The sequence below is a fragment of the Haladaptatus sp. CMSO5 genome (assembly GCF_036689885.1).
Classification (GTDB): domain Archaea; phylum Halobacteriota; class Halobacteria; order Halobacteriales; family Halococcaceae; genus QDMS2.
The window spans coordinates 1,876,046-1,902,907 of record NZ_JBAHVW010000001.1 but is presented as its reverse complement, the minus strand read 5'-3'; the positions used below and the strand labels follow the sequence as shown (position 1 = coordinate 1,902,907).

Below are 26,862 nucleotides of genomic sequence, written 5' to 3'. Positions count from 1 at the left end.
CAGCATGTCCCCAACACGACGCTCGCTGCTCCGCTTCAGTGGACTTGCAGCCACCGGCTTGCTCGCTGGCTGTGTCTCGAACGGTGCCTCTCCGAACACAACCGACACGACCACCACTGACGGCGGCCTGCCGGGGTCGAACAACACGACTGGCAACGGCGCTGGTGGAACGCGGCCCACCGGAACGGGCGGCCCCGGCCTCTCGCTTCACTCGACCGACGAGCAGCCGAATCTCCCGCTCGAACTGGCCGTGAAAGTCACCCACGACGTTGCGACCGACGACGCCCCACCGCAACTCAAAGTCACGCTCACGAACACGAGCGACGAACAACTCATGGTTGGCGAAGGCCGCGCCATCTTCTTCCAGTACAAAACTGACGATGACCGTCAGTTGATGCTCCTCCCCGCCGCTGAGGAGTACGACGCAGAACCCGGTTGCTGGCGACTCAACGAGCCGATTGCCGTCACCGAGGAGTACCGAATGCGCACCGTAGACCCCGGTACATCCATCTCTGAGAAGATTGACCTCTACGGAGCGCCCGAGGGTGACGGCTGTCTCCCCGTCGGCAACTTCCACTTCACCACCACCTACAACGTCGTGCCAACCGAGTCGATGGAAACAGCCGAACAAAAATCCGATGCGTGGGGGTTCACGGTAACGCTTGAATGAACGTGTAAATCGGACGCAGTCAGTCGGAAACCTTTGGCAGTGCTAGTAGGCAGTGTTACTGGGCAGTAATACCAAACGCTGCGATTTCTATCATAGTATGTTACTTTGCACGCGCGAAGAAAGTGGGCTGAGCCGACGTTAGATGATGCCGTCGGTTTCGAGCCGTTCTATGTCCGCGTCGGTGTAGCCGTACTCTTCTAAGATTTCTGCGGTCTGCTCGCCGAGCAACGGCGGGTGCTGGCGGATGTTCGTCGGCGTTTTCGAGAGGTGCATCGGACTGCCAGCCATCTCTACGTCGCCTGCGGTTGGGTGGGAGACTGATTGGTGCATCCCGCGGGCTTCGACCTGCGGGTTCTCGAAGACGTCTTCCATGTCCTTTACGTCGCTCGCAGGGACGCCAAAGTCGTCCATCGTGTCAAGGATTTCTTGGGTCGTGAACTGCGCGAACTCCTCGTCGAGCAGGGCGTCAAGCACATCGCGATTTTCGACGCGCGAAGCGTTGTCCGAAAAGCGGTCGTCGTCTACGAGGTCCTCGCGGTCGATGGCCGCACAAAACTTCGGCCACAGATTCGGAGAGGGAACCGCGATGACGACGTAGCCGTCTTTCGTCGGGAACGCTTGGTACGGTGCAATCGTCGGATGCTTGCTCCCCATGCGTCCCGGCGGAGTCCCGGTGGCGAAGTAGTTAGAGGCCATGTAGCTCATCCACGCAACTTGGCCGTCGAGCAGCGAGACATCGATTTTCTGGCCCGTTCCGTCACCGAGTTCGCGTTCTAAGAGCGCGGCGAGGATGGCTTGGGTGGCGTACATGCCCGCGCCAATGTCCGCGATGGCGACGCCGACCCGGACGGGTGCGCCGTCTTCCTCACCAGTGATGCTCATGAGGCCGCCTTCTGCCTGCATGATGAGGTCGTAGGCAGGGCGGTCCTTGTCGGGACCCCACTCGCCGTACCCCGAGAGCGCACAGTAGACGAGCCCCGGATTCTCTTCGCGGAGTGTTTTGTAGTCGAGGCCCCAGTCTTCCATCTTGCCGACGCGGAAGTTCGAGACCACAATGTCCGCCTCGCTTGCGAGGTCGCGGAACAGTTCGCGGCCGTCTTCGCTCGCAAGATTGAGCGTCATCGAGCGCTTGTTGCGGTTGACGCTCAGGTAGTAGGCACTCTCTTCTGAGTCGCCGTACGTCGGCGGGTGCCAGCCGCGCGTCTGGTCGCCGCCGTCTGGACGCTCGATTTTGATGACGTCCGCGCCGAGGTCGCCCAACTGCATCGTACAGAATGGTCCGACGAGCACGCGCGAGGCGTCTAAGACGGTGACGCCGTCTAACGGCCCGGTGTTCGTCTCTGGATTCTTTGCTTCACCAACCATGTGTGCTCACTCGTAGGCGGGGATACCCGTTAAGTCATGGCCGAGGATGAGGGTGTGAATGTCGTGGGTACCCTCGTACGTGTAGACGGTCTCCATATTCGCCATGTGGCGCATCGGCGAGTAATCGGCCGTGATGCCATTGCCACCGAGGATTTCACGGGCGATGCGCGACTGGTCGCGCGCCATGCGGACGTTATTGCGTTTCGCCATCGAGACGTGCTGGGGACGCATGTCGCCGCGCTCTTTGAGTTCAGCAAGCCGGAACGCAAGGAGTTGAGAAGTCGTAATTTGGGTGGCCATCTCCGCGAGTTTCTGCTGTTGGAGCTGGAAGCGCGCGATTGGCCCCCCGAACTGGTCGCGGTCGATAGCGTACTGACGCGCCGTCTCGAACGAGTCGCGGGCAGCACCGATTGCGCCCCAGGCGATGCCGTAACGCGCCTGCGTGAGACAGGACAGTGGGCCTTTCATGCCGGAGACGCCCGGCAGGACGTTGTCCTCGGGGATGCGCACGTCGCTCAGCCCGATTTCGCCCGTGATGGACGCTCGAAGCGAGAGCTTTTCGTCGATCTTGTTCGTCGTCACGCCGTCGCGGTCAGTCTCGACGAGGAAGCCGCGGACGGGTGTGTCTTCAGCAGACCGGTCGCGTGCCCAGACGATTGCCACGTCTGCGATGGGCGAGTTCGTAATCCACGTCTTTGCGCCGTTCAAGACGTATTCGTCGCCGTCTTTTTCGGCGTACGTCTCCATTGCGGTCGGGTTCGACCCGTGATTTGGCTCGGTCAGCCCGAAACAGCCGATTGCCTCGCCACGACCCATGTCCGGAAGCCACTTTTCCTTCTGTTCCTCACTCCCGTAGGCGTGGATGGGATACATGACGAGTGCCCCCTGCACGCTCGCCATCGAGCGAAGGCCGGAGTCGCCCGCTTCGAGCTCCTGCATCAACAGTCCGTAGGCGGTTTCGCTGATGCCCGGCAGCCCGTACCCCTCAAGATTTGGTGCGAAAAAGCCGAGCTCTCCGAGTTGTGAGATGAGTTCCGTCGGGAACGTCCCCTCTATGTAGTGCTCTGCGATGTCTGGTTTGACCTCTTTTTCGACGAATTCGCGGGCGGTCTCCATGACCATCCGCTCTTCGGCTGAAAGGTCAGATTCTAGTGAGACGAAATCTAACATAGTCTACTAGGGCATTTGGAAAAACCGGGTTAAACTATTTCGATGGGGTTTTTCTCGGCAAATTCCACCGTCTCTGCAGAGCGATTTTTCCCAATCGCGCACGCGCACGGCGGCCGTGCTGGCGACGTGTTCATTCGACGAATACGGCCAACAATAACCCTAAGTATGGGGGTCAATTGCTGTCACACATGGACCTGCAAATTTCGGGCAATACCGCGCTCGTGACCGCATCGAGCAGTGGTCTTGGCAAAGCATCCGCGAAGGCGCTCGCCCGCGAAGGCGCGAACGTCGTCGTAAACGGTCGCTCACAGGACTCACTCGACGCCGCCGTCGAAGAAGTCCGTGAGGTCGCAACCGGTGAGGTCATCGGCGTCAGAGCAGACCTCACCGAAGCCGACGACATCGAGAACCTCGTCGAGACGACGGTCGACGAGTTCGGCAGCCTTGACCACCTCGTCACCTCTGCGGGCGGCCCACCGTCCGGGCCGTTCCTCGAAACGACCGATGAAGACTGGTACGACGCCTTCGACCTGCTCGTCATGAGCGTCGTTCGCCTCGTCCGCGAATCGGCAGACCACCTCGCCGCGGGCGACGGCGGCACCGTCGTCAACATCACCTCCCGCAGCGTCAAAGAAGCCATCCCGTCGCTCGTGCTCTCTAACTCGGTGCGCATGAGCGTCATCGGCTTAGAAAAGACGCTCTCTACGGAACTCGCACCTGATGTGCGCGTGAACGCGGTCCTCCCCGGCCCACACGAAACCCGACGTATCCGCGACCTCATCGAACAGGGCGTCGAACGCGGCGACTACGCCTCCTACGAAGACGGCCTCGCGGCCCGCGGAGAGTCCAACCCGCTCACCCGGATTGGCAAGCCAATGGAGCTCGGTGACACCGTTGCCTACCTCTCATCGCCGCTTTCGGGCTACATCAACGGCACGGCACTACCAATCGACGGCGGCCTCGGCAACTCCAACCTGTAACTGGCTTCTCCGCACGTCTTTTTTGCAGTATGTGACGGGGTATCGCTAGACTAATGGCACCGCCCCAATTAGCAAGCGGGCATGAAGGAAGTCGATTTTGACGCGGCAGAAACGTACGAACCGGACGAGGGGTGGCGGCGGGTTTCGCTCGCTGGCAGTGACAAGTTCACGTTCGAGTGGTTCGAGAAGCCACCGGGTCACTCCTCACCGATGCACGACCACGAAAACGAGCAGGTCTGTCTCGTGCTCAAGGGCGAACTCACCATCTACACCGAAGACGACGACGTCACCCTCGGGCAGTACGACTCCGTCTGGCTGGACGCGTGGGAGTCCCACCGCGTCGAGAACACGGGCGACGAACTCGCAATCGGCCTCGACGTGTTCGCACCGGGGCGGAGCTTTGACTTCTGGACCGACCGGGAGGAATAGATGCGGTATCTCGCACGCAGTGCAGACGGCACGCCACTGCTCGGAGACGACGAGGGATTCGTGCCACTTGCGGCGGCCGACCCGTCGTTAGAGACCATCCAAGACGCGCTCAAACAGGCTCCCGACGGCCTTCCTGCACCGGGTGACGCACGCGCACAGCGCATTCCCGCAGACGAGATTTCGTTCGGCCTACCGCTTTCGCCGGTCAAGAAGCTCTGGGGAATCGGCCTCAACTACGCAGACCACGCCGCAGACTTAGACGAGGTTCGCCCAGAGGAACCGGCGAGCTTCGTCAAACCGCCGAGCACGGCGACCGGGCCGGGCGGCCCGATTCGACTTCCCGACGAGGAGGTTACGAATCGCGTGACTGCAGAGGCAGAACTCGGTGTCGTGATGGGGCGGACGTTCTCGCACGTCGAAGAAGACGAGTTCGACGACGTAGTCGCTGGCTTCGTCCCCATCATCGACATGACCTCCGAAGACATCCTTGCGAAGAATCCACGATTTCTCACACGCGCCAAAAGTTTTGACACGTTCCTCGTTGCCGGGCCGTGGATTGCCATCCCCGACTCGCCTGCTGCCTTCCTCGATGACGTGTCCGTGCAAACGGTCGTCAACGACGAAGTCATCGCAGAGAACACCCTCGAAGGAATGCTATTCAAGCCGCCGGAGCTCGTGGCGTTTCACTCACTGGTCATGACGTTCGAGCCGGGCGACGTGATTAGCACCGGGACGCCCGGAGCTGGTGTCATCAAGCCGGGAGACGCGGTCAAAGCTGTCGTGGAGCCGGTTGGCGTCCTCGAAAGTGACGTAAAGTAACCTCCCGACTGGGGAGGTCCATTTCACCCTATTGTATTTGTTGTTTGTGGAATTTCGACGGCTCGGCTACACGGGTTGAGCAGGAACACTGTGATAGAATATAAAGTACCGCTATTCGCACAGTTGATATTGTTAATATGAATCTACCCAATATTGGAAAAATTCGAGCTCAAGTGGCCGTCTATTACCGGTTTTCTAACTAATGGTAATAATGATGGAGGAGCAATCTATTCGTCACCTTTATTGCTATCTATCAGGGTTTTCGGGTATGGTTCGTGGCAATTCAGAAAACGGTATCGACCGCCGTAGCTTTTTAAAATCAAGTGCAGGAGTGGCCGCAGCGGCCGCAATCGCCGGTTGTTCCGGCGGCCCTGGTGGCTCTGGTGGCGACGGTGAAGACGGAGGCCAGCAGTTCGTCACCATCGGTACCGGTGGCACAGGCGGTGTCTACTTCCCACTCGGCGGTGGGATGGCAGACATCCTCAACAACAACATGGAGAACGTCGAAGCAACCGCAGAGTCCACGGGGGCCTCTGTCGAGAACTGCCGTCTCGTCGCAAACGGCGAGATGACGATGGCGCTCGCTCTCGGGAACGCCGTCCTCCTCGCCGTAAACGGCGAAGGCGACTTCGACGAAGCGCTCGACCTCAAGGCTGCGTTCGGTGCCTACCAGAACAGCACGCAGGTCATCACGACGAAGGATTCGGGCATCGAAACCATTCCGGACATGGAAGGCAAGACCATCTCGGTCGGTGCGCCCGGCTCCGGGACGGAAGTCATCGCAAAGGAACTGCTCAACTGGTACGACCTCACCTACGACGACATCGACGCCCAGCGTCTCTCCTTTTCTGAGACTGCAACGGCGATTCAGGACGGACAGGTCGACGCCGGTTTCTGGTCGGTTGCCTACCCGGCATCGTCGATTCAGAACCTCGCAAGCCAGCGCGACATCGCGTTCGTGCAGTTCCCCGACGAAGACTTAGACCAGATCACCTCCGAGTACGACTACTATTCGAAGGGTACCATCCCAGCAGGCACCTACGACGGCGTCGACGAAGACGTGAACGTCCCCGGTGTCACCAACACGATGATCGTCCAGAGCGACATGAGCGAAGACCTCGCCTACAACCTGACGAAGACCATCTTCGAGCACCTCGACAAGCTCGCTGAAGTCCACCCAGCAGCCAACCAGTTCGAAGGGACGGCCCGCGCCGCACCAATCGAACTCCATCCCGGTTCCAAGAAATACTTCGACGAAGCCGGACTCTAATCACGACACCATGCGCACCCGTCTAGCCGCCATCCTCGTCGCGTGTTGTTTACTCGTGGGTGCTGGCGCAACAACGGGTGTGACTGTACTTCACATTCAAGACGCCCAGACTGGGGAAACGGTCGGCGTAGTGCAACTAGATCCCGGCCAAGAGTTCGCCATCCACTACATCCACTCGTTCGATAAAACGCCCATCCACGAAGTGTTCGTCAGCAGAGATGGGAAGCTCGTCCAGATACGCGAGGAGTTTCAGTACTTTGCAATCGGCCTCGAATACACGGAGCGAGACCAAGAGCGGGTCGGGAACTTCACCGTCCTCCACATGAACCGGTCGTTTGATTCGTTCGCCCTCCGGGTTGCGACGTACACCAACCAGTCGCTCGTCGTCGGGGACGAAGAGACACCGCTCACAGCGTATGCGGACCGGTGGGATACCCTTGAGTTCTCTACTGAGCGCGTTTCGTATCTCGAATATGCCTATCTGAAAGCAAAAGCAAAGCTATGACCGATACACCTGACGCAGACACCGAAGAAAAGACCGAAGCGGAAACAAAAAAGACGAGGCGCATCGCCGGATTCGCTCGCTACCTCGCAATGGCCGTGGCCGTCATCGCCGGTACCTATCACGTGTACACCGCCGGGTTCGGGACGCCCGGCGCGTTCATCAACCGGCCCCTGCACCTCGCGTTCGTCACCATCCTCGCCTTCCTGCTCTTTCCCGCGCGTGAGAAGGACGACGAGGGCGTGCCGTGGTACGACTTGTTGCTCCTGATAATCTCGGTTCCGAGCATCCTCTACATCGCCTACGCAATCGAGTTCGGGACGCTCGCAGAACGCTCTGGTGACCCCGTGATGGCCGACCTCGTATTCGGCGCAATCACCATTCTCGTCGTCCTCGAAATCACGCGTCGGGCAACGGGCCGCGCCCTGCCTATCATCGCCGGGTCGTTCCTCGCCTACGCCTACTGGGGGCGACTGATGCCACAGCCGATTATCCACCGTGGCTACTCAATCGAGCGCATCATTTCTCACACCTACCTCACGACCGAGGGCATCTTCGGGATTCCACTCGGTGTCTCCGCGACGTTCGTCGTCGTGTTCATCATCCTTGGGGCGTTCCTCGAAGTGACCGGCATCGGAGACTGGTTCATCGACCTCGCCTACGGCGCGACGGGCCAGACGACCGGTGGCCCCGCGAAAACCTCCGTGATGGCAAGTGGCTTCCTCGCCAGCCTGAACGGCAGTGCCGTCGCAAACACCGCGACCACCGGCGCGTTCACCATCCCGCTGATGAAGCGCACCGGCTTCAAATCGCGCTACGCCGCCGCCGTCGAATCTGCGGCTTCCTCGGGCGGTCAGATTATGCCACCCGTGATGGGCGCAGGCGCGTTCATCATGTCCTCGTGGACGGGCATCTCCTACGTGACCATCATCGCCGCCGCGTCGATTCCGGCGTTGCTCTACTTCCTCTCGATTGGCGCGGCCGTCCACTTCCGCGCGAAAAAGCAGGGCTTAGAGGGCGTCGATTCAGAAGACCTGCCCGACCCATGGCACCTGCTCAAGACGGGCGCACACTTCCTGATTCCGCTCGTCTTGCTCGTCTACATGCTCGTCCAGGGTAACTCCGCTATGAAGGCCGCGTTCTACGCCATCATGCTGACGCTCGTCGTTGCGATTCCGCTCTCGACGGCCAAAGAGTTCGTGGGCGCGCTCACGAACGGCGATACGAGTACGGTAACGCGCCTCGGGCGCAACGCCGTCGAGATGGGCATTGCCGCGATGGAACGCGGGATGCGCATGACCATCGTCGTGGCCGCAGCCTGTGCCACCGCCGGTCTCGTCGTCGGCATGGTCACGCTCACCGGCCTCGGGCTGAAGTTCAGCACGCTCATCACGAGCGCGTCGGGTGGCGTGCTCATCATCGCACTCATCCTGACGATGTTCACCTCGATTATCCTCGGGATGGGGCTGCCAACGACGGCCGCCTACGTCGTGCTCGCTGCACTCGGCGCACCCGCCCTCACCGCGATGGGCGTGGAACTCCTGGCGGCGCACCTGTTCATCTTCTACTTCGGCATCATCAGTGCGATTACGCCGCCAATCATGCTCGCCGTCTTCACCGCGAGTGGGATTGCGGAATCTGACCCGTGGAAAACCGGGTTTACCGCGCTGAACCTCGCCGCTGCTGGCTTCCTCGTGCCCTACATGTTCGTGTATGGGCCACAGCTCCTGCTCATCGGGAGTACGACAGAAATCGTCATCGGGGCAACGAGCGCCATCATCGGCGTCCTCGCCCTCTCTGCAGGGACGCAAGGGTTCTTCTACACGGCGGCTAGCTATCTCGAACGCGCAGCACTCGTCACTGGTGCCGTGGTGCTCATCGCACCCGGCCTGATGACAGACCTGGTTGGCTTTGGCATCATCGCAGCAGTGTTCCTCAAACAGTACACGCTGAACAAAGGGCCGGGGGCGACGCCAACGGCTGGCGCAAACTAGCGGTTTCTCTCTGCTTTCTTGATTCTTCTCGAAAAATAGCGACGGCGTTAGACGACGTTGCAGTTCTCGTCAACCCGCGGGTTGAAGTCGGTCGTCAGCCCATCGGGGTTCCGCAGGAACAGCCACGAGTGAATCGCGTACGTTCCCGGGATCACGTCGAATGGGTGGGCGTGCTTACCGTAGAGTCTGAACTCTTCAGTTGCGATGTACTCGACGGCGACGAGCGTGAGTTCACCGTCTTTGTATGCGTACACGAGTACCTCTGGCGAGGCCGTATTCACGTCACCGTCTATCTCAGCGAATTTTCCGTAGTGATACCCCATGCCCGGTACACACGGAGAAATCTGGACGTAGCCGTCCGCTTCCGCTCGATTGATGTCTTTGTAGATTCCGAGTCCGGGATGCGCGACAGCGACACCTGATAGGGAAACGAGCAATACGAAGCTAACAGCGATAACTAGCGTACGGTTCATCTGAAAACCTCAGTACCGGATTACTGGCAGGCGGTAAAGTAATAAATTGAAAAACGAGCAGTCGGTGTGGTGTGTTCGCCGTTAATCGTCAATTGCAGAGACTGTCGTTCACTCCTTCGCTTCTAGCTTTTTCGCAATCTCCTCACCGAACGGCAGTGAGGACGTTAAGCCGGGAGAAACGGCGTTTAATATGTGGACGGCATCCTCGGTTTCGATGAACAGTGGGTCTTTGACCAGTTCGCCGTCGTCGGTGACGAGCTGGGCACGAATGCCCGCATAGCTCTTGTTCAGGTCTGCTTCTCGTACCTCGGGAACCAGTTTTTGGGAGGCTTCTGCGAACTTCTCCTTGCGGTAGGATTTGTTGAGCTCTTCCCACGCCACCTTGAGCATCATCGGCGAGGCGATGAGTTTCAAGAATCCTTCGTAGGTCAGTGTCTCTTTGAGTTCCGCAAGGTCGAACTGGGTGTTCTTGTAGGCTTCGCGGCCAAAGGCGAGGACGGCGTTCGGACCGACGATGACCTTCCCGTCTGCCCGGCGGGTGTAGTGAACCCCAAGAAACGGCAACTCCGGGTCGGGCGTCGGGTAAATCATCGTCTGACAGAGGTGGGATTTCTCGGGGGTGAGTTCGTAGTACTCGCCGCGGAAGGGGACGACCTGATACTCCTCGCCGACGCCAACTTGCTTTGCGAGGGTGTCCGCGTGGAGGCCTGCTGCGTTCACGAGATAGTCGGCGTCGATGGTGCTGTTCGACGTGGTGAGTCGGTAGCCAGCTTCCGTATGGCGAACCTGCGAGACAGCGTGGCCGAGATAGAGCGAGACACCCGCCTTTTGCACCTCGCGGGCGAGCGTGTAGACGTACTGTTGAGAATCGACGGAGGCGGCTTCCGGGGCGTAGAGGGCGGCTTGGCCGACAGCGTGGGGTTCGTGCTCGCGGATTTCAGCTTGCGATTCGAAGAGTTCCCATTCGACGCCGTTCGCTTCGGCTTGGTCTGCGAGGTCGTGGAGGCGGCGTTCTTCTTCGTCAGTAGTTGCGACGACGAGCACGCCGAGTTCGTCACACGGGATGTCGTGTTCTGCACAGTAGGCCTTCATCCGGCGGGTGCCTTCGGTAGCGAATCGGGCTTTTTTGGATTCTGGAGGGTAGTTAAAGCCCGGGTGGAGGACGCCCGAGTTGCGACCGCTCTGGTGGGCAGCGAGGTGATGCTCTTTTTCGAGGACGGCGACGTCGAGTTCGGTGCGCGCGACGAGGTGCTTTGCGACCGATAACCCGACGCAGCCACCGCCGATGACGGCGACATCGTGGCTGGTCATAGGTGCTTGCTACCACACTCTGTGGGCTGCCGGTTTGTGTGTGGCGCTTTCCCGGCGGCAAGGGGATAACGATTCCGCGCCTCTCTAGACGGAAGTGACTGAGCCGCACCCACCCGACACGACACGCGCCGCCCGGCTGCGCACGCAGGTGCAGACGAACCCCATGTGGCGGCTGTACGCAGAGTACGGCAGGGAACAGGTTCCACAGGCCATCCTCGGCGTCTTCGGCACGCTCACCTCGCGCAGCGTCGGCCTCATCTCGCCGTTCGTCCTCGGGCTCGCCATCGACGCCGTGTTCCTGAGCCAGCGCGAGTACACGCTTCCGTTCCTCCCACAGGCGTGGGTTCCATCGACGCCCACAGGCCTGCTCTGGCTCTCAATTGCCGTCATCGCCGGAGCAACCGTCGTCGGCGCCGTCTTCCAGTGGCTCGCAAACTGGGGCTGGAACAGCTTCGCCCAGCACGTACAACACGCCCTGCGCGTGGACACCTACGACACGATGCAACTGCTCGACATGGGCTTTTTCGACGAGAAGCAGACTGGGGAGATGCTTTCGATTCTCAACAACGACGTGAACCAACTGGAGACGTTCTTGAACGAGGGCATCAGCTCTGCGCTGCGCATTGGCGTGATGGTGCTCGGCATCGGCGTCATCATGTTCGCCATCAACTGGCCGCTCGCGCTCGTTGCGTTGCTTCCCGTGCCCGTCCTCGCCGTATTCACCTACTTGTTCGTCAAGAAGATTCAGCCGAAGTACGCCGCCGTCCGCGCGAGCGTCGGGGCGTTAAACAGCCGCCTCGAAAACAACATAGGCGGGATTCAGGTCATCAAGACGGAGAACGCAGAGTCTTACGAAGTCGAACGCGTCGAGGGGGCCTCACAGCACTACTTCGACACCAACTGGGACGCCATCACGACGCGCATCGTCTTCTTCCCCGGCCTCGGCGTGATTACCGGGATTGGCTTCGCCATCACCTTCGCAGTCGGCGGCTTCTGGGTGTTGAACGGCGCACCTGCGGGGCTGCCGGGAACCCTGACTGCGGGCCAGTTCGTGACGTTCATGGTGTACACCCAGCAGTTCATCTGGCCGATGGCGCAGTTCGGGCAAATCATCAACATGTACCAGCGCGCAAAGGCGAGCAGCGCGCGCATCTTCGGGCTGATGGGCGAGACGGCAAAGCACATGGAATCGTCGGACGCTCCTGACCTCACCGTCACAGAGGGCACGGTCGAATACGACGACGTATCCTTTGGCTACGCGAAAGCAGACGAACCGGTGTTGCACAACGTCTCGCTCACCGCCACGCGCGGGCAGTTGCTCGGCGTCGTCGGCCCGACCGGTGCGGGCAAATCGACGCTCCTCAAACTCCTCGTCCGGATGTACGACACGGACGAGGGGACCATCCGCATCGACGGCACGGACATCCACGAGGTGAACACGCAAAGTCTTCGGCGGGCGATTGGCTACGTCAGCCAAGACCCGTTCTTGTTTTACGGGACAGTCAAGGAGAACATCGCCTACGGCACCTTCGACGCCACAGACGAGGAAATCGTGGACGCCGCAAAACGCGCCGAGGCTCACGAGTTCATCATGAACCTCCCCGATGGTTACGACACGATGGTGGGCGAACGCGGCGTGAAACTCTCGGGCGGCCAGCGCCAGCGCATCTCGATTGCCCGGACGATTCTCAAAAACCCGCCACTGCTCATCTTAGATGAGGCGACGAGCCACGTCGATACGGAGACGGAGGCCCTTATCCAGCGCAGTCTGAACCGTCTCGCCGCAGAGAAGACGACGTTTGCGATTGCCCACCGCCTCTCGACCATCCGACACGCAGACGAAATCATCGTCTTAGACGACGGCCGCGTGGTCGAACGCGGCACCCACCGCGACCTCATCGATAACGACGACCTCTACGCCAATCTCTGGCGGGTGCAGGCGGGTGAAATCGACGACTTACCACCGGAGTTCATCGAACGGGCGATTCGTCGCCGCGCCGAAGTTGCCGAGACTGAGTTTGCCGAAGCGGACGCGGGTTGGGAAAATTGAGGCAGCGCGCTTTTTTGCCTGCATCTCCCTCACTACTCATGGACGAATTTCTGCGACGTGTCTCTGCCATTGAACCCGGCGACGTAGAACACCTCGCAGTCGTGCTCACCGACCGCATCGAACACTTAGCAAGCGTGCTTGACGAACTCGAGGCGATTCGAACCGAGCAGGATGCGACGCTCGACGAACTCGGCCAGCGCCTCGAAGAAACAGACACACTCAACCCCGAAGCCGTCGCAGATGACTCGCTCTCGGTCGCCGCCCACCTAGAAGAGATGGCGCGGTACAACGAGCAAGTGAGCGACGAACTCGTGCTCCACCGCGAGATTCTCGACGGACTCGTCGGGGGGACGTACACGGTCGAAACCGCGAAATCGCGCATCGTCGAGTTCGCTGCGAATCACGAGCACACGTTCTAACTGTCGGCAACAAACATATTTAAATTATTATAAAACCTATTATCTGAGACGCCGACACTGAATTCATCGTCGAAAACCTCACCATGGAGTGGTCGACAGACTAGACACTCACGTTTGTCAACAAATTCGCGCAATATTTTCGCCATATTTCTCATTATTAAATTTTATACCGACGGTTACTGAGGCTTTGGTGTATGCTAGAAGGACTCCCATTGGTACTGTTGCTCCTTGGTGCAGTCGCCTTCATCATTTTGGCGACGGCCAAGTTGAACCTCCACGCATTTCTCGCGTTGCTCATCGCCGCCTACGGGACGGGACTGCTCGCCGGACTTGACCCGACCGAGGTTGCCTCACTCGTCACCGACGGCTTCGGCGGTGTGCTCGCGTATATTGGCATAGTCATCCTCGCGGGGACGATTATTGGCATCATCTTAGAACGGACGGGTGCCGCAATCGTCATCGCAGAGAGCATCTTGGACCTCATCGGCGAGGAACACACGACGACGGTGATGGCCATCACGGGCAGCGTCGTCAGTATCCCCGTGTTCTGTGACTCCGGGTTCATCATTCTCTCCGGGCTGAACCGGTCGCTCGCAGAGCGTTCCAGTCTCTCCCTTGCGACGCTCGGCGTGGCGCTCGCAGGCGGCCTCTACGCCACACACGTCTTCGTGCCGCCAACGCCCGGCCCAATCGCCGCCGCCGGGATTCTCGGCGCGGACATCGGACTCGTCATGATTGCCGGGATTATCGTCTCGGTTCCAGTGACGCTCGTCGCCGCGAAGTGGGCGTCAACGGTCGCTTCGAAGTACCACATCGACCCGAACCCGGACATGACCATCGAGGACATCAAGGCCGAATACGGTCAGCTTCCCTCGAAGGCCGCGTCGTTTGCGCCACTGCTCGTCCCAATCGTGCTCATCACGCTCGGGAGCATTGCGGCCTACCCGGAAGCCGAGAATCCGGCGTTCGTCACGGGAGCCGCACAGACCGCGCTTCTGTTCATCGGTGACCCGGCCGTTGCGCTCCTCATCGGTGCGTTCGTCGGGTTCGCCGTCGTCCCCGACTACTCAGAAGACGTGACAAGCGAGTGGGTTGGCGACGGCATCAAGAACGCTGCCATCATCCTCGCCGTGACCGGCGCGGGCGGTGCGTTCGGCTCGGTGCTCAGCGCCCTCCCACTCAAGGGCTTCATCGGCGACACCTTCGGCGGCCTCGGCATCGGCCTCGTCGCCGCATTCATCATCGCCGCTGCGCTCAAGTCGGCGCTTGGTTCCTCGACCGTCTCTATCGTCACGACGGCGGGCCTCATCGCGCCACTGCTTCCGGAACTCGGCCTCGCCTCGACGTGGGGTCGCGTGTTCGCCGTCCTCGCAATCGGCGCAGGGAGCATGACCGTGAGCCACGCGAACGACTCCTACTTCTGGATCATCAAGGAGTTCACCGACATGAAGACGGCCACGGCGTATCAGGCGTGGACGCTCGCGACGCTCGTGCTCGGGGTGACCAGTATTCTCTGGATTCTCGTGCTCAGAAATATCGTCTCCGTGGCGCTCTAAGCGTCGACGACGACGATTCGCAGGTCGTTTACGTTCGTCCCCGTCGCGCCGGAGTGCAGGTGCGCACCTGCCTCGGCAAGCAGGGGATACACGTCATTTTCACGCAGCGCTCGCGCGCCAGCGGCGCGGTCGGTTATCGTGCCTGTATCGACAATCGCCCCGGCAACGTCGGTTGCGCCGTCGATGCCGTCTGAATCCACCGCGGCAACCGTGATGCGTTCGTCATCGAGTTCGAGCGCCGCGCTCACGCAGAACTCTTGGCTCGGGCCGCCCTCGCCATCGCCGCGAACCGTCACGGTACACTCGCCGCCTGCGAGAAGCACGGCGGGCGCAGAAAGTGGGTTGCCGGTGGCGAGCACTTCTTCGGCTACGGCGACGTGCGATTTGGCGGCTTCGCGCGCTTCACCGCGAACGCTCGAAGAGAGAATGAGCGGCGTGAAACCGTGCGATTCGGCCACGTCGCTTGCGGCTGAGAGCGCAGTGAAGTTGTCCGCGAGGATGTGGTTCGAGACGCGCTCGAAAATCGAGTCGCCCGCACGCGGGGTTTCCGCGAGGTCGCCGTTCGCGCCGCGTTTGAGATGCGTTTTGACAGCATCAGGAACCGTCACGTCGTACGCGGAGAGGACAGTGAGCGCGTCTGCGTAGGTGGACTCATCGGGAACCGTCGGGCCGCTGCCGATAACCGAGAGGTCGTTGCCGACCACGTCCGAGAAGATGAGCGAGACGACGGTCGCCGGCGCAGCGATGCGCGCGAGTTGCCCGCCTTTCAGGGCTGAAAGATGTTTTCTGACGGCGTTGATTTCGTGGATGGTCGCGCCCGATTCGAGCAGCGCGTTCGTGGTCGCTTGCAGGTCGTCGAGCGAAATATCGGCTGTGGGTGCGGGAAGCAGGGCGCTCGCGCCGCCGGTGATTACCGCGAGGACGAGCGTCGATTCGGAAGCTGCTTCGGCCGCTTCACGGACAGCCGTCGCACCATCGACGCCCCGCTGGCTCGGGACAGGGTGGTCGCCGCGGTGGACGGTCACGCGGTCGGTTTCCGTTGGGTCGTCGGTGACGACGACGCCCCCCGCGAGTCGGTCGCCCACGATGGGTTCGAGCGCCGCGGCGACGTGGGCGGCGGCGTTGCCCCCGCCGAGCACCACGAGTTCGTCAACGTCGGTGAGGTCGTAGCTCTCTCCGGCAATCGTGAGCACGTCGCCGTCGAGTGAGACCGATTCGCGGATGACCCGGCGCGGGTGGGCGGCTTCGATGCCCGCTTCGAGGCTGTCTAGTGCGACGGTTCGCGCCGGTGTCGTGGCGTCTGCCGACCGATTATCGAACACGAGTGCCCCCATTCCGTAGCATGATTGTGTGCCTTTTTTCGTGGAGTTGTATGTGCGTTTCTGTGTCCCCGCGAGGGGGCCACCACGCGCGAAGGATAATGAGGCCCCGACACCTACAAAAATTGATGAAACGCGCGCAGGTTGCGACCGGACTGGTCGTGCTTCTCGTCGTTCTCGCCGGTTGTCTCGGCGGGCTTGGTGGGGGAGACGGGACTGCCACACCCACTACAGCGGAGACGACCACGGTTCAGACGGCGAGCGGCACGCTCGCGATTCACTATCTCAACGTCGGCCAAGGTGATAGCACGCTCATCGTCGGCCCAGAGGGCGAAACCGTACTCGTCGATACGGGCGATTTCAAAGACGACGGCGAGCACGTCATCGCCTACCTCAAAGCCCAAGGAATCACCCGCCTCGACGCACTCGTCTCGACGCACGCGGACGCAGACCACATCGGTGGCAACGCCGCAGTCATCGAATACTTCGAAACCGAAGGCGGGGGAGTCGGTGCGGTGTACGACTCCGGTATCGTCGCTTCGACGGCCACTTACGAGCGCTACTTAGACGCCGTCGAAAAGTACGAGATTCCACTGTATCAGACGCAGGCTGGCGACACGATTCCGATGGTCGGTGTCGAAATTTCGGTGCTCGGCCCGCCTGCGGGCTACCTCGCGGATGAAGACCGAAACGAGAACAGTATCGTGCTCAAGGTCACCCACGGCGCGAACAGCGTCCTTCTCTCGGGCGACGCAGAGCGCGAAGCCGAGGACTATCTCGTCGAAACGTACAATCTCGACGTGACGGTGTGGAAGGCAGGTCACCACGGGAGTTCGACGAGCAACAGTCCCGAGCTACTGGATGCGGGGACGCCTGTCGTCGCGGTGGTTTCGAGCGATTACGATTCGCGCTACGGACATCCACATCAGGAAATTATCGACCGCTTCGACGCCCGCGACATCACGACGTTCTGGACGGCGACCCACGGCAACGTCGTCATGGAGAGCAACGGCACGGCGTTCACCGTGAAAACCCAGCGCGCCGCGCCGACGGACGCTGCCGACCTGCGGAAAGCGTCGCCCGTCTCGCCCGGGCTGGACGCGCCTGTCCAAACTCGCCTCGTGGTTCGTGATGGGAGCACGACTGGAGTGGGCGAAACGCCGACGACCACCGAGGTCACGCCCGATGGCGGTGTCTCGTTCGTCGTGAAACAGGTGCACGCGGACGCCGCAGGCCGCGATGGTGAGAACCTGAACGACGAGTATCTCGTCTTTGAGAACACGGGCAGTGACTCGATTTCGCTGGCCGGGTGGACGGTGCGCGACGAAGCCGGCAAGACGTACACGTTCTCCGAGCTGACGCTCGACCCCGGTGCGACGGTGACGCTTCACACCGGTTCGGGGACGGATTCGGCTACCGACCGCTACTGGGACGCGTCGGGGCCGGTGTGGAACAACGACGGCGATACGGTTACTGTCACGGACGACGAAGGTACCCTCGTAGTGGAGGTAACTTACTGATGGTCACAGACGGCACGTACACCGCGGTTATCGACCGCATCGAAGACGGTCACGCGGTGTTACTCATCGAAGAAGCGGGGAAGGACGTGGACGAACTCGTACTCCACGAGTCGAAACTCCCGTTCGAGATGCGTGAGGCGAATCTCGTCGTGCACATCGTCCTCGAAGGTGGCACGGTAACATCAGTGAAGGCAGACCGCGAGGCGACCGACGAACGCATGGAGGACGCCCAGAGCCGCTTCGACCGGCTTGCACAGCGACCACCCGAGTCAAAAGAGCCCTGACGCTAGCGCGTCGAGTGCAGCCCAACGGCGTTGCCTTCCGAGTCGCGTAACACGCCGTAAAAGCCCTCGTGGCCGAGTGAGGTCTTTGGTGTGAGTACGCGACCGCCTGCGTGTTCGACCTTCGAGAGCGCGTCGTTGATGTCGCCCTCGACGTGCAGATAGATTCGAGTGCCGTTTTCTGCGGGTTTTACGTATCTGCGCTGGGTGAGCGCGCCGCTTACGCCGTCCGAATCGGGGAACAGCGCGTGGGGAACCCCACGCAGGGTGGTCACTTGGAGGTCGATGGCGAGAACGGTCGTGTAGAACGTCACGGCTCGGTGTATGTCCCGAACTGGAATTTCGAACCAGGTGATTGTACTCCCGGTTTGTGTCATCACACTCTGTAGGTGCGAACTCAGAATAACCCTCTCGCAGACGTTACAGGAGACCGAACTGATTTGCGAGCACGAAGACGAGCGACACCACCGCGAGCGCGAGGACGACGAGCACGAACAGGAGCCCAGCGCTTGCGAGCAACAGATAGCGTTCGTCTGCGACCGCGCCGGTGGCGTCGCCTCGCCGGGCTTCGAGCAGGGCGACGTTGCGCGCGTTCGCCTTCCACACCGCGTCGAACACGTCACCGACCACGGGAATCGACCCGAACACCGCGTCTATGACGAGGTTCACGACCATCCGCCAGAGCGTCGCCCGAGGAACGCCAATAGAGGCGGCTTCGAAGACGATGTACACGGACAGCGCGGTCGTCGGGAGGTCGCCTGCGACCGGGAGCATGCCGACGATTGGGTCAAGGCCGATACGGTAGTTCGTCCCCGGAACGCGAATCGAGTTGTCGAGCAGCGTGCTCAGCGAGCGAAGCGTGTCGAGTCGTTCTTCGGTGCGCTCCTCTGGCGTTTGTCTCACGGTCGGGAAAACACGGGCCGGGGCTTTCTGTGTTGTTGTGCTCAGACGGCCCGGCGGTACTGTTTCGGCCAGTCGGCTTCCTCACCGAGTGCTTCTGCGGCGTGGAGTGCGAAGTATGGGTCGCGGAGGTGTTCACGGCCGATGATGGCGAGGGCGGCCCGCCCGTTTCTGATGAGCGCGTCCGCTTGTTTTGCATCCGTAATGCCGCCAACCGCGCCGATGAGTGCGTCGGTGACCTCGCCAACGCGCTCTGCGAACGGCACTTGGTAGTTCGGGCCGGTGTGGGGAATCTGTTGGTCGGGGTGCAGGCCGCCCGCGCTCACGTCAATGAGGTCTGCGCCGTCTGCTGCGAGCAGCGGTGCGAGGCGCACCGAGTCTTCGAGTGTCCACGAGTCGCGGTCAGGGAGCCAGTCGGTCGCAGAGATGCGCACGAACAGTGGCTTGTCGTCGGGCCAAACCTCGCGGACGGCGCGGGTTACCTCACGGGTAAGGCGAACCCGATTCTCGAAACTCCCGCCGTACTCGTCGTCGCGCTCGTTGCTCGCAGGCGAGAGGAACTCGTGGAGCAGATAGCCGTGGGCGGAGTGAACCTCTGCGATGTCGAATCCGGCGTCGAGGGCGAGTTGTGCGGATTCGACGAACTGCGCTTTCACCTCCTCGATGTCGTCGGCCGACATCTCGCGGGCGAGCGGTGCGTCGTCGCGCGGATACGGGCCACTCGGTGCGAGCGTCTCCCATCCACCGTCGTCGGGTTGGAGGCCCTGACCGCCCTCGAACGGCGGCGCGTGGCTTCCTTTGCGCCCGGCGTGGGCGAGTTGGATGGCAGGCACTGCGCCCTGCGACCGGATAAACTGGGTGACGGGCCCGAGGGCGTCTGCGTGGGCGTCGCTCCACAGGCCAAGGTCGTTCGGTGAGATGCGTCCCTCGGGGGAGACGGCAGTTGCTTCGGTCATGACGATGCCCGCTCCGCCGGTCGCACGGCTGCCGAGGTGAACCATGTGCCAGTCGGTTGCGAGACCGTCTTCTTCGGACGAATACTGGCACATCGGTGAAACCATAATGCGGTTTCGTGCCGTGGTTTCACGGAGCGTGAGTGGTGCAAAGAGGTGTGACATACCCGGAGGTAGGGTAGATTGCCTTATAGGGCCGCGTTTGGTGGAGGGGCTTGCCGACTCGGGCAATGAGCAGGCGTTCCTGTCCGGTATCACAACCCACTGGTAAGTCGGGGAGAGAAATGGTAGCGTGCCACGAACATCGGCATCCGACGAACACCTCTTTCGCGGGTATGCTGGTCGGATGCTCCTCACCGTCTCGCTTGGCTGGGCGTTACTCCAGCTTGGTCGAACCCTCCTCTCGCCGCTTTTACCCGCGATTCTCATCGATCTCAACATGTCAGAGGCGACGGCAGGCATCGCCCTCGCGCTGTTTCAAGGCGTGTACGGCGTCGCCCAGTTTCCGAGCGGGGCGTACTCGGACACGTGGAGTCGCACCGCGCTCATCCTTCCCGGACTCGGCCTCCTCGTCGTCGGCTTCACGGTGTTCGGCCTCGCGGGCGGACTGGCGGCGTTTTTCGCCGCCTCAATTCTCATCGGGTTCGGCAAGGGGCTGTTCGCAACCCCCTCGCGCGCGCTCGTCTCGGACCTGTTCGTCGCAAATCGCGGGCGGGCGCTCGGGGTGTATGCGGCGGGCACCGACCTCGGGGGCTTGCTCGCCTCCGGAATCGCCATCCTCGCGCTGACGTATGCGACGTGGCGCGCGCCGTTTTTCCCCATAGCAATCGGGCTTGCGATGCTCGGGCTGCTGTACTGGTCGTGGACGACAGAGGAGTACAACATTGGCGAGAAACGCCTCAACGTCACCGCGACCTTCTCTGGCTTGGTGGCAAGTTCCCACCAGCGAGTCACGCTCGTTGCCTTCTCGCTGTTTTACTTCATGGTCGGCGGCTTCATCAGCTTCTTTCCGACGTACCTCACCAACGCAAAGGACTTTCCCGTCTCGCTCGCGAGCGCGACGTTCGCCATCGTCTTCCTCGTCGGTATCGGAATCAAACCAATCGCGGGCGGCCTCAGCGACCGGTTTCCACGCCGAGTAATCTCAATGGTCGGACTCACACTCGCGGCGGGGGCGATGACGCTGCTCGTCGTTGCAAACTCGCTGCCGGTCATCGCCGGAAGCGTCGCGCTGTTGGCGCTTGGCTACAAGACACAGTTCCCGCTCGCAGACGCGATAATCATGGACGGAGCGCGAGAGGGCGAACTGGGCGCAAACCTCGGGGCGGCCCGCGCGCTGTTTCTCATGGCCAATGCGGTTGGCCCAGCGTACGTCGGCATTGTTGCGACCTACGCGAGCTACGCGGCGGCGTTCGGCGGCTACGCCGTCTGTCTGCTCGTCGCGGCGGCGTTGCTCTACTGGGGTGGGGAAAAATAGCGTCCGGAAATGTGCACACCGACACCATTGAATACGCGTGGCTCTGTAACAACCCACATGGACGGACCGAATCCCTTTGGTGCCATTCGCGAGTTCGAACACGATGGCACTACCTACAAGATGGCAGACCTCACAGTCCTCGAAGACGAAGGCATCTGTGACCCGTCTCGCCTGCCCGTTAGCATCCGAATCCTCCTCGAATCTGTCCTCCGTAACGTAGACGGCGACATGATTACCGAAGAAGACGTGCGCAACGCCGCATCGTGGGCCCCCGACGTACCGGACGTCGAAGTGCCGTTCACGCCGTCGCGCGTCGTTTTGCAGGACCTGACCGGCGTTCCTGCCGTGGTCGACCTCGCCGCACTCCGCTCTGCGGTCGAGCGCAAGGGCAAAGACCCGAAACTCGTCGAACCGGACGTCCCAATCGACCTCGTCATCGACCACAGTGTGCAGGTCGACTTCTACGGCTCTGAGGAAGCCTACGAACAGAACGTCGAACTCGAATACGAGCGCAACGGAGAGCGCTATCGCGCGCTCAAGTGGGCCCAGCAGGCGTTCGACGGCTTCCGCGTCGTCCCGCCGGGAACCGGGATTGTCCACCAGGTCAACTTAGAGTATCTCGGTCAGGTCGTCCACGACCGCAAGCGGGACGGTGAAAACTGGCTCATCCCCGATACCCTCGTCGGTACCGACAGCCACACCCCGATGATTGGCGGCATCGGCGTCGTCGGCTGGGGTGTCGGCGGCATCGAGGCCGAAGCCGCGATGCTCGGCCAACCTATTACGATGAAGCTCCCCGAAGTCGTCGGTGTCCGGCTCACGGGCGCACTCCCCGAGGGCGCAACCGCGACCGACCTCGTGCTCCACGTCACCGAAGACCTGCGCGAAGTCGGCGTGGTCGACCGCTTCGTCGAGTTCTTCGGTCCCGGCGTTGGCAATTTGACGGTCGCAGACCGCGCGACCATCTCCAACATGGCCCCCGAACAGGGGTCGACCATCAGCGTCTTCCCGGTTGACGACGCGACGCTCGACTACCTCGAACTCACCGGGCGCGACCCAGAGCACATCGAGCGCGTCAAAGCGTACCTAGAGGCCCAGGGCCTCTTTGGCGAGCAGGAACCAGAGTACACGGAAGTCGTCGAAATCGACCTTTCTGCGATTACGCCAAGTCTCGCTGGCCCAAAGCGGCCACAAGACCGCGTCGCGCTGCCGGACATGAAGCGCCACTTCCGCCAGCTCGTCCACGGCGAGTTCGAAGACGAACTCCACGAGATTGACGAAGAGCAACTCGCTCGCTGGCTCGGTGAGGGCGGTCACGACGACGACCCGCACACGAAACCGGCCGACTTGCCCGACATGGGCGAACTCTCGAAGAAAGTTCCGGTCACGATGCCCGACGGGACGGAAACGGAGATTGGCCACGGCTCGGTCGTCGTGAGCGCAATCACGAGCTGTACGAACACCTCAAATCCGTCGGTGATGATTGCCGCTGGCTTGCTCGCAAAGAACGCCATCGACCGGGGCCTCGAAGTGCCGTCGTTCGTAAAGACGAGCCTCGCCCCCGGCAGCCGGGTTGTGACGGCCTACCTCGAAGCCTCCGGCCTCATGCCGTATTTAGAAGAACTCGGCTACAACGTCGTCGGCTACGGCTGTACGACCTGTATCGGGAACGCCGGGCCGCTTCCGGGGCCGATTGAGGACGCCATCGACGCCCACGACCTGTGGACGACGTCGGTGCTCTCTGGCAACCGCAACTTCGAAGCGCGCATCCACCCGAAGGTTCGCGCGAACTACCTCGCCAGCCCGCCGCTCGTGGTCGCCTACGGCCTCGCCGGGCGGATGGACATCAACTTAGAGAAAGACCCACTCGGCACCGACAAAGACGGCGAACCGGTGTACCTCGCCGACCTCTGGCCGGGGGTCGACGAGATTCAGACGGCCATCCAGGAAAGCGTCGCCCCGGAGATGTTCAAAGAGAAGTACGCAGACGTGTTCAAGGGCGACGAACGCTGGGAGGCGCTCGAAGCTCCGACCGGCGACGTGTACGATTGGGACAAAACCTCGACGTACATCCGCGAACCGCCGTTCTTCAAGGACTTCCCGCTCGAAGAGCCGGGCGTACAGGACATCGCAGACGCGCGCTGTCTCATGCTTCTTGGGGATACCGTCACGACAGACCACATCAGCCCAGCCGGGCCGTTTAGCTCAAATCTGCCGGCTGGCCAGTGGCTCATGGACCAAGGCGTCGAACCCGTTGACTTCAACACCTACGGCTCTCGCCGGGGGAACCACGAGGTCATGATGCGCGGGACGTTTGCCAACGTCCGCATCGAAAACGAGATGCTGGACGACGTGGAGGGCGGCTACACCATTCACTTCCCGACAAACGACGAGACCACCGTGTTCGACGCGAGTGGCCGCTACCGCGAGGAAGACACCCCGCTCATCGTCATGGCCGGCGTCGAATTCGGGACCGGTTCCTCGCGTGACTGGGCGGCGAAAGGAACTGACTTGCTCGGCATCCGTGCGACCATCGCAGAGAGCTATGAGCGCATCTACCGCGACAATCTCGTCGGCATGGGCGTCCTCCCGCTGCAGTTCCACGACGGCGACGGCTGGGACAGCCTCGGACTCGACGGCGACGAAGTATTCACCATCAGCGGGCTCGATGATGGCCTCTCGGTGAACGACGAACTCACCGTCACCGCAGAGCGCGCAGACGGTTCGACCATCGAGTTCCCGGTCACCGCACAGGTCGGCACACCTGCGGCCGTGAAGTACGTCGAAAACGGCGGTATTCTGCACCTCGTGCTCCGCCGCCTGTTGCAGAATAACTGAACGCCTGACACCGATTTTCCCATTTTTCACTGCAAAAGCGACAGCCACGACCAAAGCTATCAACTGTCGTGAGATTTTAAATACTGGGACGAAGGTGTGTTATGAAATGAGACATTTAGGCCTCAAGGTACGGATGGCGATTGCAGGGAGCATCCTGTTCGCCTTCTACATCGTCATCGCCTCGATCGCGTGGGCGATGACCGGCTCTATCGCCCTCGTCGCGGTGCTCAGTCTGTTGCTCGTCGCCGGGCAGTACAAGTTCGGCAAATGGGTCGCGGTTCGGAGCGTCGGCGCAAAAGACCTCCCGAGCGACCAGTTCGCTGACATCCACGAGAAGACAGAGCGACTCTGTGAGAAGATGGACATCCCAAAGCCGCGGCTTATGTACGCGCAGATGGGGTCGCCAAACGCCTTCGCCGTCGGGCGCAAGAAGAGCGGAACGGTCGTCATCAGCACCGAACTCATGGAGGTTCTCGACGACGACGAACTGGAGGGCGTCATCGCCCACGAACTCGCGCACATCAAGAACCGCGACGTGGTGACGATGGTGCTCGGGCAGTCCGTGGCGATGCTCATCGGCTGGGGCGTCTACTTCCTCGTGCGCCAAGTCGCAGACGGCATTCTCGGCTGGATTCTCGCGTGGATTGCGAGCATCATCGCCAACATGCTGGTCATGATCTTCGTGCTCGTCATCTCCCGGGTGCGCGAATACGCCGCAGACGAAGACGCGGCGCAGTATACGGGCAACCCAGAAGCCCTCGCAAGCGCGCTCGAAAAGATTGGTCACGTCAACCGCCAAGTCGAGGAGACGAACATCAACGACAGTGTGAGCGCGATGTGCATCTTCGGCGTCCAGAAGGGGCTGTTCGCCTCCCTGTTTGCGACGCACCCGCCAATCGAAAAGCGGATTCAGCGGCTTCGACAGTAACGAATTTTCGCGGCGTGTCTCCGCGCTAACGTTTTTCCACCGGGAAGGAGTAGTGCATTGTAGTGACTGCTTCGACCATTTGGCCCCCGCGAACCGACGCCGCCCAGCTCGAAGACCTCGTGCTGACGGTTACGCGCTCGGGCGACGACCGTAAACTGCGCTCCGTCCACGCGCCCTACTCGGGTGAAGAAATCGGGTCAGTTCCCGACTGTACGGCCGAGGACGTAGAACTCGCCGTCTCACGCGCCAGCAAAGCACAGGCTGAGTGGGCCGCCCGCGACGTAGAAGACCGTGCGACCATCATCACCCGGTATCACGACCTGGTATTCTCGCGCCAAGACGAGTTACTCGACGTGATGCAACTCGAAAGCGGGAAGGCGCGCCGTGATGCGTTTGAGGAGGTGCTGGACGTGGCGAATAACGCGCGCCACTACGCCACTCGCGCAGAAGGGTATCTCGCAGACGAGAAGCGAAAAGGCGGCTTTCCGGTGCTCACGAAAGCTAAGCAGTATCGTCATCCGGTCGGCGTGGTGGGTGTCATCTCGCCGTGGAACTATCCGCTGACGCTCGCCGTCTCTGATGCGATTCCTGCGCTCCTCGCCGGAAATTCGGTGGTTCTCAAACCCGCCGAAGAGACGCCGTTTACCGCGCTTCTCGCGGTGAAGCTTCTTCGGGAAGCGGGCGTCCCGCCGAACGTGTTTCAGGTCGTGACTGGCTCGGGGAAGGAGCTTGGGCCGCCGCTCATCGACAACGTGGATTTCGTCCAGTTCACGGGGAGCACGAAGACTGGCCGACGAGTTGCGAAGCGAGCGGGGAAAAATCTCGTTCCCTCGTCGCTCGAACTCGGTGGGAAGAATCCGATGGTTGTCTTCGACGACGCCGACCTGAAGTGGGCCATTGATGGTGCGATTCGCGGCTGTTTCACCAACGCCGGCCAACTCTGTCTCTCCTTCGAGCGTCTCTATGTGCAGTCTGGCATCTACGAGCAGTTCCGCGACGAACTCGTGAACCGCACGCGGAGCCTCCACCTCGCCGCAAGCTTCGACCACGACCCAGAAGTCGGGTCGTTGCTGGGGAAACAGCAACTCGCGAGAGTGCGAACACACGTTGATGACGCCGTCGAGAAGGGCGCAAAGCTTCTTACTGGCGGGCGTCACCGGCCCGACCTCGGGCCGTATTTCTACGAGCCGACCATCCTCGAAGGCGTCACCGATGAGATGCTCGTCGCCCACGAGGAGACGTTCGGGCCGGTCGTCACGCTCCGGTCGTTCCGTAGCGACGAGGAAGCGATTTCGCTCGCGAACGATTCTGAGTACGGACTGAACGCGGCCGTCTGGACTGGGGATACAGACCGCGGGCACGACGTGGCGCGAAAAATCGAGTGTGGCACGGTCAACCTCAACGACCCCTACACCGCCGCGTGGGGGTCTGTGGACGCGCCGATGGGCGGGATGAAGCAGTCGGGACTGGGCCGCCGACACGGCGACGAAGGCTTCCTCAAGTACACCCAAACCCAGACGGTTGCAGAACAGCGATTCCACCCGATTGCGCCGCCCCGGCGGGTGCCAATGCGCCTGTACGCGAAGGGAATGAGCGCGATTCTGAAACTCATGCGGCGTATTCCGGGGCTTCGGTGAG

At 61.4% G+C, this 26,862-nt stretch carries 24 protein-coding genes; 16 read left to right on the top strand and 8 right to left on the bottom strand.

What is annotated here, in order from left to right:
• The first annotated feature begins 4 nt into the window (after positions 1-4).
• Positions 5-670 carry a hypothetical protein gene (locus tag V5N12_RS09995; protein WP_332899021.1) on the top strand — a complete coding sequence of 222 codons (666 nt, stop codon included), beginning with the start codon at positions 5-7 and terminating at the stop codon, positions 668-670.
• Between the two features lie 138 nt (positions 671-808).
• Here the strand turns inward: V5N12_RS09995 and V5N12_RS09990 are convergent, their stop codons facing one another.
• Entirely contained in the window at positions 809-2,035 is a 1,227-nt protein-coding gene (locus V5N12_RS09990) for a CaiB/BaiF CoA transferase family protein (protein ID WP_332899020.1), read from the bottom strand.
• 6 nt (positions 2,036-2,041) lie between these two features.
• The gene (locus tag V5N12_RS09985; protein ID WP_332899019.1) at positions 2,042-3,205 is read right to left on the bottom strand and encodes an acyl-CoA dehydrogenase family protein; all 1,164 of its coding nucleotides are present in this window, start codon (positions 3,203-3,205) and stop codon (positions 2,042-2,044) included.
• A gap of 188 nt (positions 3,206-3,393) precedes the next feature.
• Here V5N12_RS09985 and V5N12_RS09980 point away from each other — a divergent pair, with 188 nt between their 5' ends.
• The 6 genes from V5N12_RS09980 to V5N12_RS09955 all read left to right on the top strand — a co-directional run bounded on the left by V5N12_RS09980 (position 3,394) and on the right by V5N12_RS09955 (position 9,199).
• Positions 3,394-4,185: an SDR family oxidoreductase gene (locus V5N12_RS09980; RefSeq protein ID WP_332899018.1), complete on the top strand. Its 792-nt coding sequence runs from the start codon at positions 3,394-3,396 to the stop codon at positions 4,183-4,185.
• A gap of 81 nt (positions 4,186-4,266) precedes the next feature.
• On the top strand, positions 4,267-4,614 hold the full coding sequence (locus V5N12_RS09975; RefSeq protein WP_332899017.1) for a cupin domain-containing protein: 348 nt from the start codon (positions 4,267-4,269) through the stop codon (positions 4,612-4,614).
• The gene (locus V5N12_RS09970; RefSeq protein ID WP_332899016.1) at positions 4,615-5,433 is read left to right on the top strand and encodes a fumarylacetoacetate hydrolase family protein; all 819 of its coding nucleotides are present in this window, start codon (positions 4,615-4,617) and stop codon (positions 5,431-5,433) included.
• A gap of 268 nt (positions 5,434-5,701) precedes the next feature.
• Positions 5,702-6,703 carry a TAXI family TRAP transporter solute-binding subunit gene (locus V5N12_RS09965; RefSeq protein WP_332899015.1) on the top strand — a complete coding sequence of 334 codons (1,002 nt, stop codon included), beginning with the start codon at positions 5,702-5,704 and terminating at the stop codon, positions 6,701-6,703.
• 79 nt (positions 6,704-6,782) lie between these two features.
• A complete protein-coding gene (locus V5N12_RS09960) occupies positions 6,783-7,208 on the top strand; it encodes a DUF1850 domain-containing protein (RefSeq protein WP_332899014.1) in 426 nt (141 codons plus the stop codon).
• The gene (locus V5N12_RS09955; RefSeq protein WP_332899013.1) at positions 7,205-9,199 is read left to right on the top strand and encodes a TRAP transporter permease; all 1,995 of its coding nucleotides are present in this window, start codon (positions 7,205-7,207) and stop codon (positions 9,197-9,199) included. Before V5N12_RS09960 ends, V5N12_RS09955 begins: the two co-directional genes overlap by 4 nt.
• 47 nt (positions 9,200-9,246) lie before the next feature.
• On the opposite strand, the gene V5N12_RS09950 is transcribed toward V5N12_RS09955, so the two are convergent.
• The gene (locus V5N12_RS09950; protein ID WP_332899012.1) at positions 9,247-9,672 is read right to left on the bottom strand and encodes a hypothetical protein; all 426 of its coding nucleotides are present in this window, start codon (positions 9,670-9,672) and stop codon (positions 9,247-9,249) included.
• Between the two features lie 108 nt (positions 9,673-9,780).
• Positions 9,781-10,983 carry an L-2-hydroxyglutarate oxidase gene (gene lhgO / locus V5N12_RS09945; protein ID WP_332899011.1) on the bottom strand — a complete coding sequence of 401 codons (1,203 nt, stop codon included), beginning with the start codon at positions 10,981-10,983 and terminating at the stop codon, positions 9,781-9,783.
• 163 nt (positions 10,984-11,146) lie between these two features.
• Between lhgO and V5N12_RS09940 the strand changes: the two genes are divergently transcribed.
• The 3 genes from V5N12_RS09940 to V5N12_RS09930 all read left to right on the top strand — a co-directional run bounded on the left by V5N12_RS09940 (position 11,147) and on the right by V5N12_RS09930 (position 15,008).
• Entirely contained in the window at positions 11,147-13,033 is a 1,887-nt protein-coding gene (locus V5N12_RS09940; protein ID WP_332900089.1) for an ABC transporter ATP-binding protein, read from the top strand.
• Between the two features lie 38 nt (positions 13,034-13,071).
• Entirely contained in the window at positions 13,072-13,452 is a 381-nt protein-coding gene (locus V5N12_RS09935; RefSeq protein WP_332899010.1) for a hypothetical protein, read from the top strand.
• Between the two features lie 194 nt (positions 13,453-13,646).
• A complete protein-coding gene (locus V5N12_RS09930) occupies positions 13,647-15,008 on the top strand; it encodes a GntP family permease (RefSeq protein WP_332899009.1) in 1,362 nt (453 codons plus the stop codon).
• On the opposite strand, the gene V5N12_RS09925 is transcribed toward V5N12_RS09930, so the two are convergent.
• Positions 15,005-16,342: a glycerate kinase type-2 family protein gene (locus V5N12_RS09925; protein ID WP_332899008.1), complete on the bottom strand. Its 1,338-nt coding sequence runs from the start codon at positions 16,340-16,342 to the stop codon at positions 15,005-15,007. The two genes, V5N12_RS09930 and V5N12_RS09925, sit on opposite strands and share 4 nt — an antisense overlap.
• A gap of 113 nt (positions 16,343-16,455) precedes the next feature.
• Here V5N12_RS09925 and V5N12_RS09920 point away from each other — a divergent pair, with 113 nt between their 5' ends.
• On the top strand, positions 16,456-17,847 hold the full coding sequence (locus V5N12_RS09920) for a lamin tail domain-containing protein (RefSeq protein WP_332899007.1): 1,392 nt from the start codon (positions 16,456-16,458) through the stop codon (positions 17,845-17,847).
• Positions 17,847-18,131 (top strand): DUF3006 domain-containing protein, encoded by a 285-nt coding sequence (locus V5N12_RS09915; protein ID WP_332899006.1) that lies wholly within the window; start codon positions 17,847-17,849, stop codon positions 18,129-18,131. Before V5N12_RS09920 ends, V5N12_RS09915 begins: the two co-directional genes overlap by 1 nt.
• 2 nt (positions 18,132-18,133) lie before the next feature.
• Here the strand turns inward: V5N12_RS09915 and V5N12_RS09910 are convergent, their stop codons facing one another.
• From V5N12_RS09910 to V5N12_RS09900, 3 genes are read right to left on the bottom strand one after another with little or no spacing between them, the layout of a single operon-like run.
• Positions 18,134-18,505, bottom strand: coding sequence for a VOC family protein (locus tag V5N12_RS09910; protein WP_332899005.1), 372 nt, complete (start codon positions 18,503-18,505; stop codon positions 18,134-18,136).
• A 43-nt stretch (positions 18,506-18,548) separates the two neighbouring features.
• Positions 18,549-19,031: a DUF4112 domain-containing protein gene (locus V5N12_RS09905; protein ID WP_332899004.1), complete on the bottom strand. Its 483-nt coding sequence runs from the start codon at positions 19,029-19,031 to the stop codon at positions 18,549-18,551.
• A gap of 41 nt (positions 19,032-19,072) precedes the next feature.
• Positions 19,073-20,146: an NADH:flavin oxidoreductase/NADH oxidase gene (locus V5N12_RS09900; protein WP_332899003.1), complete on the bottom strand. Its 1,074-nt coding sequence runs from the start codon at positions 20,144-20,146 to the stop codon at positions 19,073-19,075.
• Positions 20,147-20,327: 181 nt separating this feature from the next.
• On the opposite strand from V5N12_RS09900, the gene V5N12_RS09895 reads away from it, so the two are divergent.
• The 4 genes from V5N12_RS09895 to V5N12_RS09880 all read left to right on the top strand — a co-directional run bounded on the left by V5N12_RS09895 (position 20,328) and on the right by V5N12_RS09880 (position 26,861).
• On the top strand, positions 20,328-21,458 hold the full coding sequence (locus V5N12_RS09895) for an MFS transporter (RefSeq protein ID WP_442904971.1): 1,131 nt from the start codon (positions 20,328-20,330) through the stop codon (positions 21,456-21,458).
• A gap of 57 nt (positions 21,459-21,515) precedes the next feature.
• On the top strand, positions 21,516-24,296 hold the full coding sequence (acnA, locus tag V5N12_RS09890) for an aconitate hydratase AcnA (protein ID WP_332899001.1): 2,781 nt from the start codon (positions 21,516-21,518) through the stop codon (positions 24,294-24,296).
• A 106-nt stretch (positions 24,297-24,402) separates the two neighbouring features.
• Positions 24,403-25,224 carry a M48 family metallopeptidase gene (locus tag V5N12_RS09885; RefSeq protein ID WP_332899000.1) on the top strand — a complete coding sequence of 274 codons (822 nt, stop codon included), beginning with the start codon at positions 24,403-24,405 and terminating at the stop codon, positions 25,222-25,224.
• 62 nt (positions 25,225-25,286) lie between these two features.
• Complete coding sequence (locus tag V5N12_RS09880; RefSeq protein WP_332898999.1) at positions 25,287-26,861, top strand: succinic semialdehyde dehydrogenase; 1,575 nt, start codon at positions 25,287-25,289, stop codon at positions 26,859-26,861.
• The last annotated feature ends 1 nt before the right edge of the window (position 26,862 follow it).

Excerpts from the sequence above, each read along its gene's own strand:
- V5N12_RS09995 (WP_332899021.1), top strand. The coding sequence starts at position 5 with ATGTCCCCAACACGACGCTCGCTGCTCCGCTTCAGTGGACTTGCAGCC.
- V5N12_RS09990 (WP_332899020.1), bottom strand. The coding sequence starts at position 2,035 with ATGGTTGGTGAAGCAAAGAATCCAGAGACGAACACCGGGCCGTTAGAC.
- V5N12_RS09985 (WP_332899019.1), bottom strand. The coding sequence starts at position 3,205 with ATGTTAGATTTCGTCTCACTAGAATCTGACCTTTCAGCCGAAGAGCGG.
- V5N12_RS09980 (WP_332899018.1), top strand. The coding sequence starts at position 3,394 with ATGGACCTGCAAATTTCGGGCAATACCGCGCTCGTGACCGCATCGAGC.
- V5N12_RS09975 (WP_332899017.1), top strand. The coding sequence starts at position 4,267 with ATGAAGGAAGTCGATTTTGACGCGGCAGAAACGTACGAACCGGACGAG.
- V5N12_RS09970 (WP_332899016.1), top strand. The coding sequence starts at position 4,615 with ATGCGGTATCTCGCACGCAGTGCAGACGGCACGCCACTGCTCGGAGAC.
- V5N12_RS09965 (WP_332899015.1), top strand. The coding sequence starts at position 5,702 with ATGGTTCGTGGCAATTCAGAAAACGGTATCGACCGCCGTAGCTTTTTA.
- V5N12_RS09955 (WP_332899013.1), top strand. The coding sequence starts at position 7,205 with ATGACCGATACACCTGACGCAGACACCGAAGAAAAGACCGAAGCGGAA.
- V5N12_RS09950 (WP_332899012.1), bottom strand. The coding sequence starts at position 9,672 with ATGAACCGTACGCTAGTTATCGCTGTTAGCTTCGTATTGCTCGTTTCC.
- lhgO (WP_332899011.1), bottom strand. The coding sequence starts at position 10,983 with ATGACCAGCCACGATGTCGCCGTCATCGGCGGTGGCTGCGTCGGGTTA.
- V5N12_RS09940 (WP_332900089.1), top strand. The coding sequence starts at position 11,147 with ATGTGGCGGCTGTACGCAGAGTACGGCAGGGAACAGGTTCCACAGGCC.
- V5N12_RS09935 (WP_332899010.1), top strand. The coding sequence starts at position 13,072 with ATGGACGAATTTCTGCGACGTGTCTCTGCCATTGAACCCGGCGACGTA.
- V5N12_RS09930 (WP_332899009.1), top strand. The coding sequence starts at position 13,647 with ATGCTAGAAGGACTCCCATTGGTACTGTTGCTCCTTGGTGCAGTCGCC.
- V5N12_RS09925 (WP_332899008.1), bottom strand. The coding sequence starts at position 16,342 with ATGGGGGCACTCGTGTTCGATAATCGGTCGGCAGACGCCACGACACCG.
- V5N12_RS09920 (WP_332899007.1), top strand. The coding sequence starts at position 16,456 with ATGAAACGCGCGCAGGTTGCGACCGGACTGGTCGTGCTTCTCGTCGTT.
- V5N12_RS09915 (WP_332899006.1), top strand. The coding sequence starts at position 17,847 with ATGGTCACAGACGGCACGTACACCGCGGTTATCGACCGCATCGAAGAC.
- V5N12_RS09910 (WP_332899005.1), bottom strand. The coding sequence starts at position 18,505 with ATGACACAAACCGGGAGTACAATCACCTGGTTCGAAATTCCAGTTCGG.
- V5N12_RS09900 (WP_332899003.1), bottom strand. The coding sequence starts at position 20,146 with ATGTCACACCTCTTTGCACCACTCACGCTCCGTGAAACCACGGCACGA.
- V5N12_RS09895 (WP_442904971.1), top strand. The coding sequence starts at position 20,328 with ATGCTCCTCACCGTCTCGCTTGGCTGGGCGTTACTCCAGCTTGGTCGA.
- acnA (WP_332899001.1), top strand. The coding sequence starts at position 21,516 with ATGGACGGACCGAATCCCTTTGGTGCCATTCGCGAGTTCGAACACGAT.
- V5N12_RS09885 (WP_332899000.1), top strand. The coding sequence starts at position 24,403 with ATGAGACATTTAGGCCTCAAGGTACGGATGGCGATTGCAGGGAGCATC.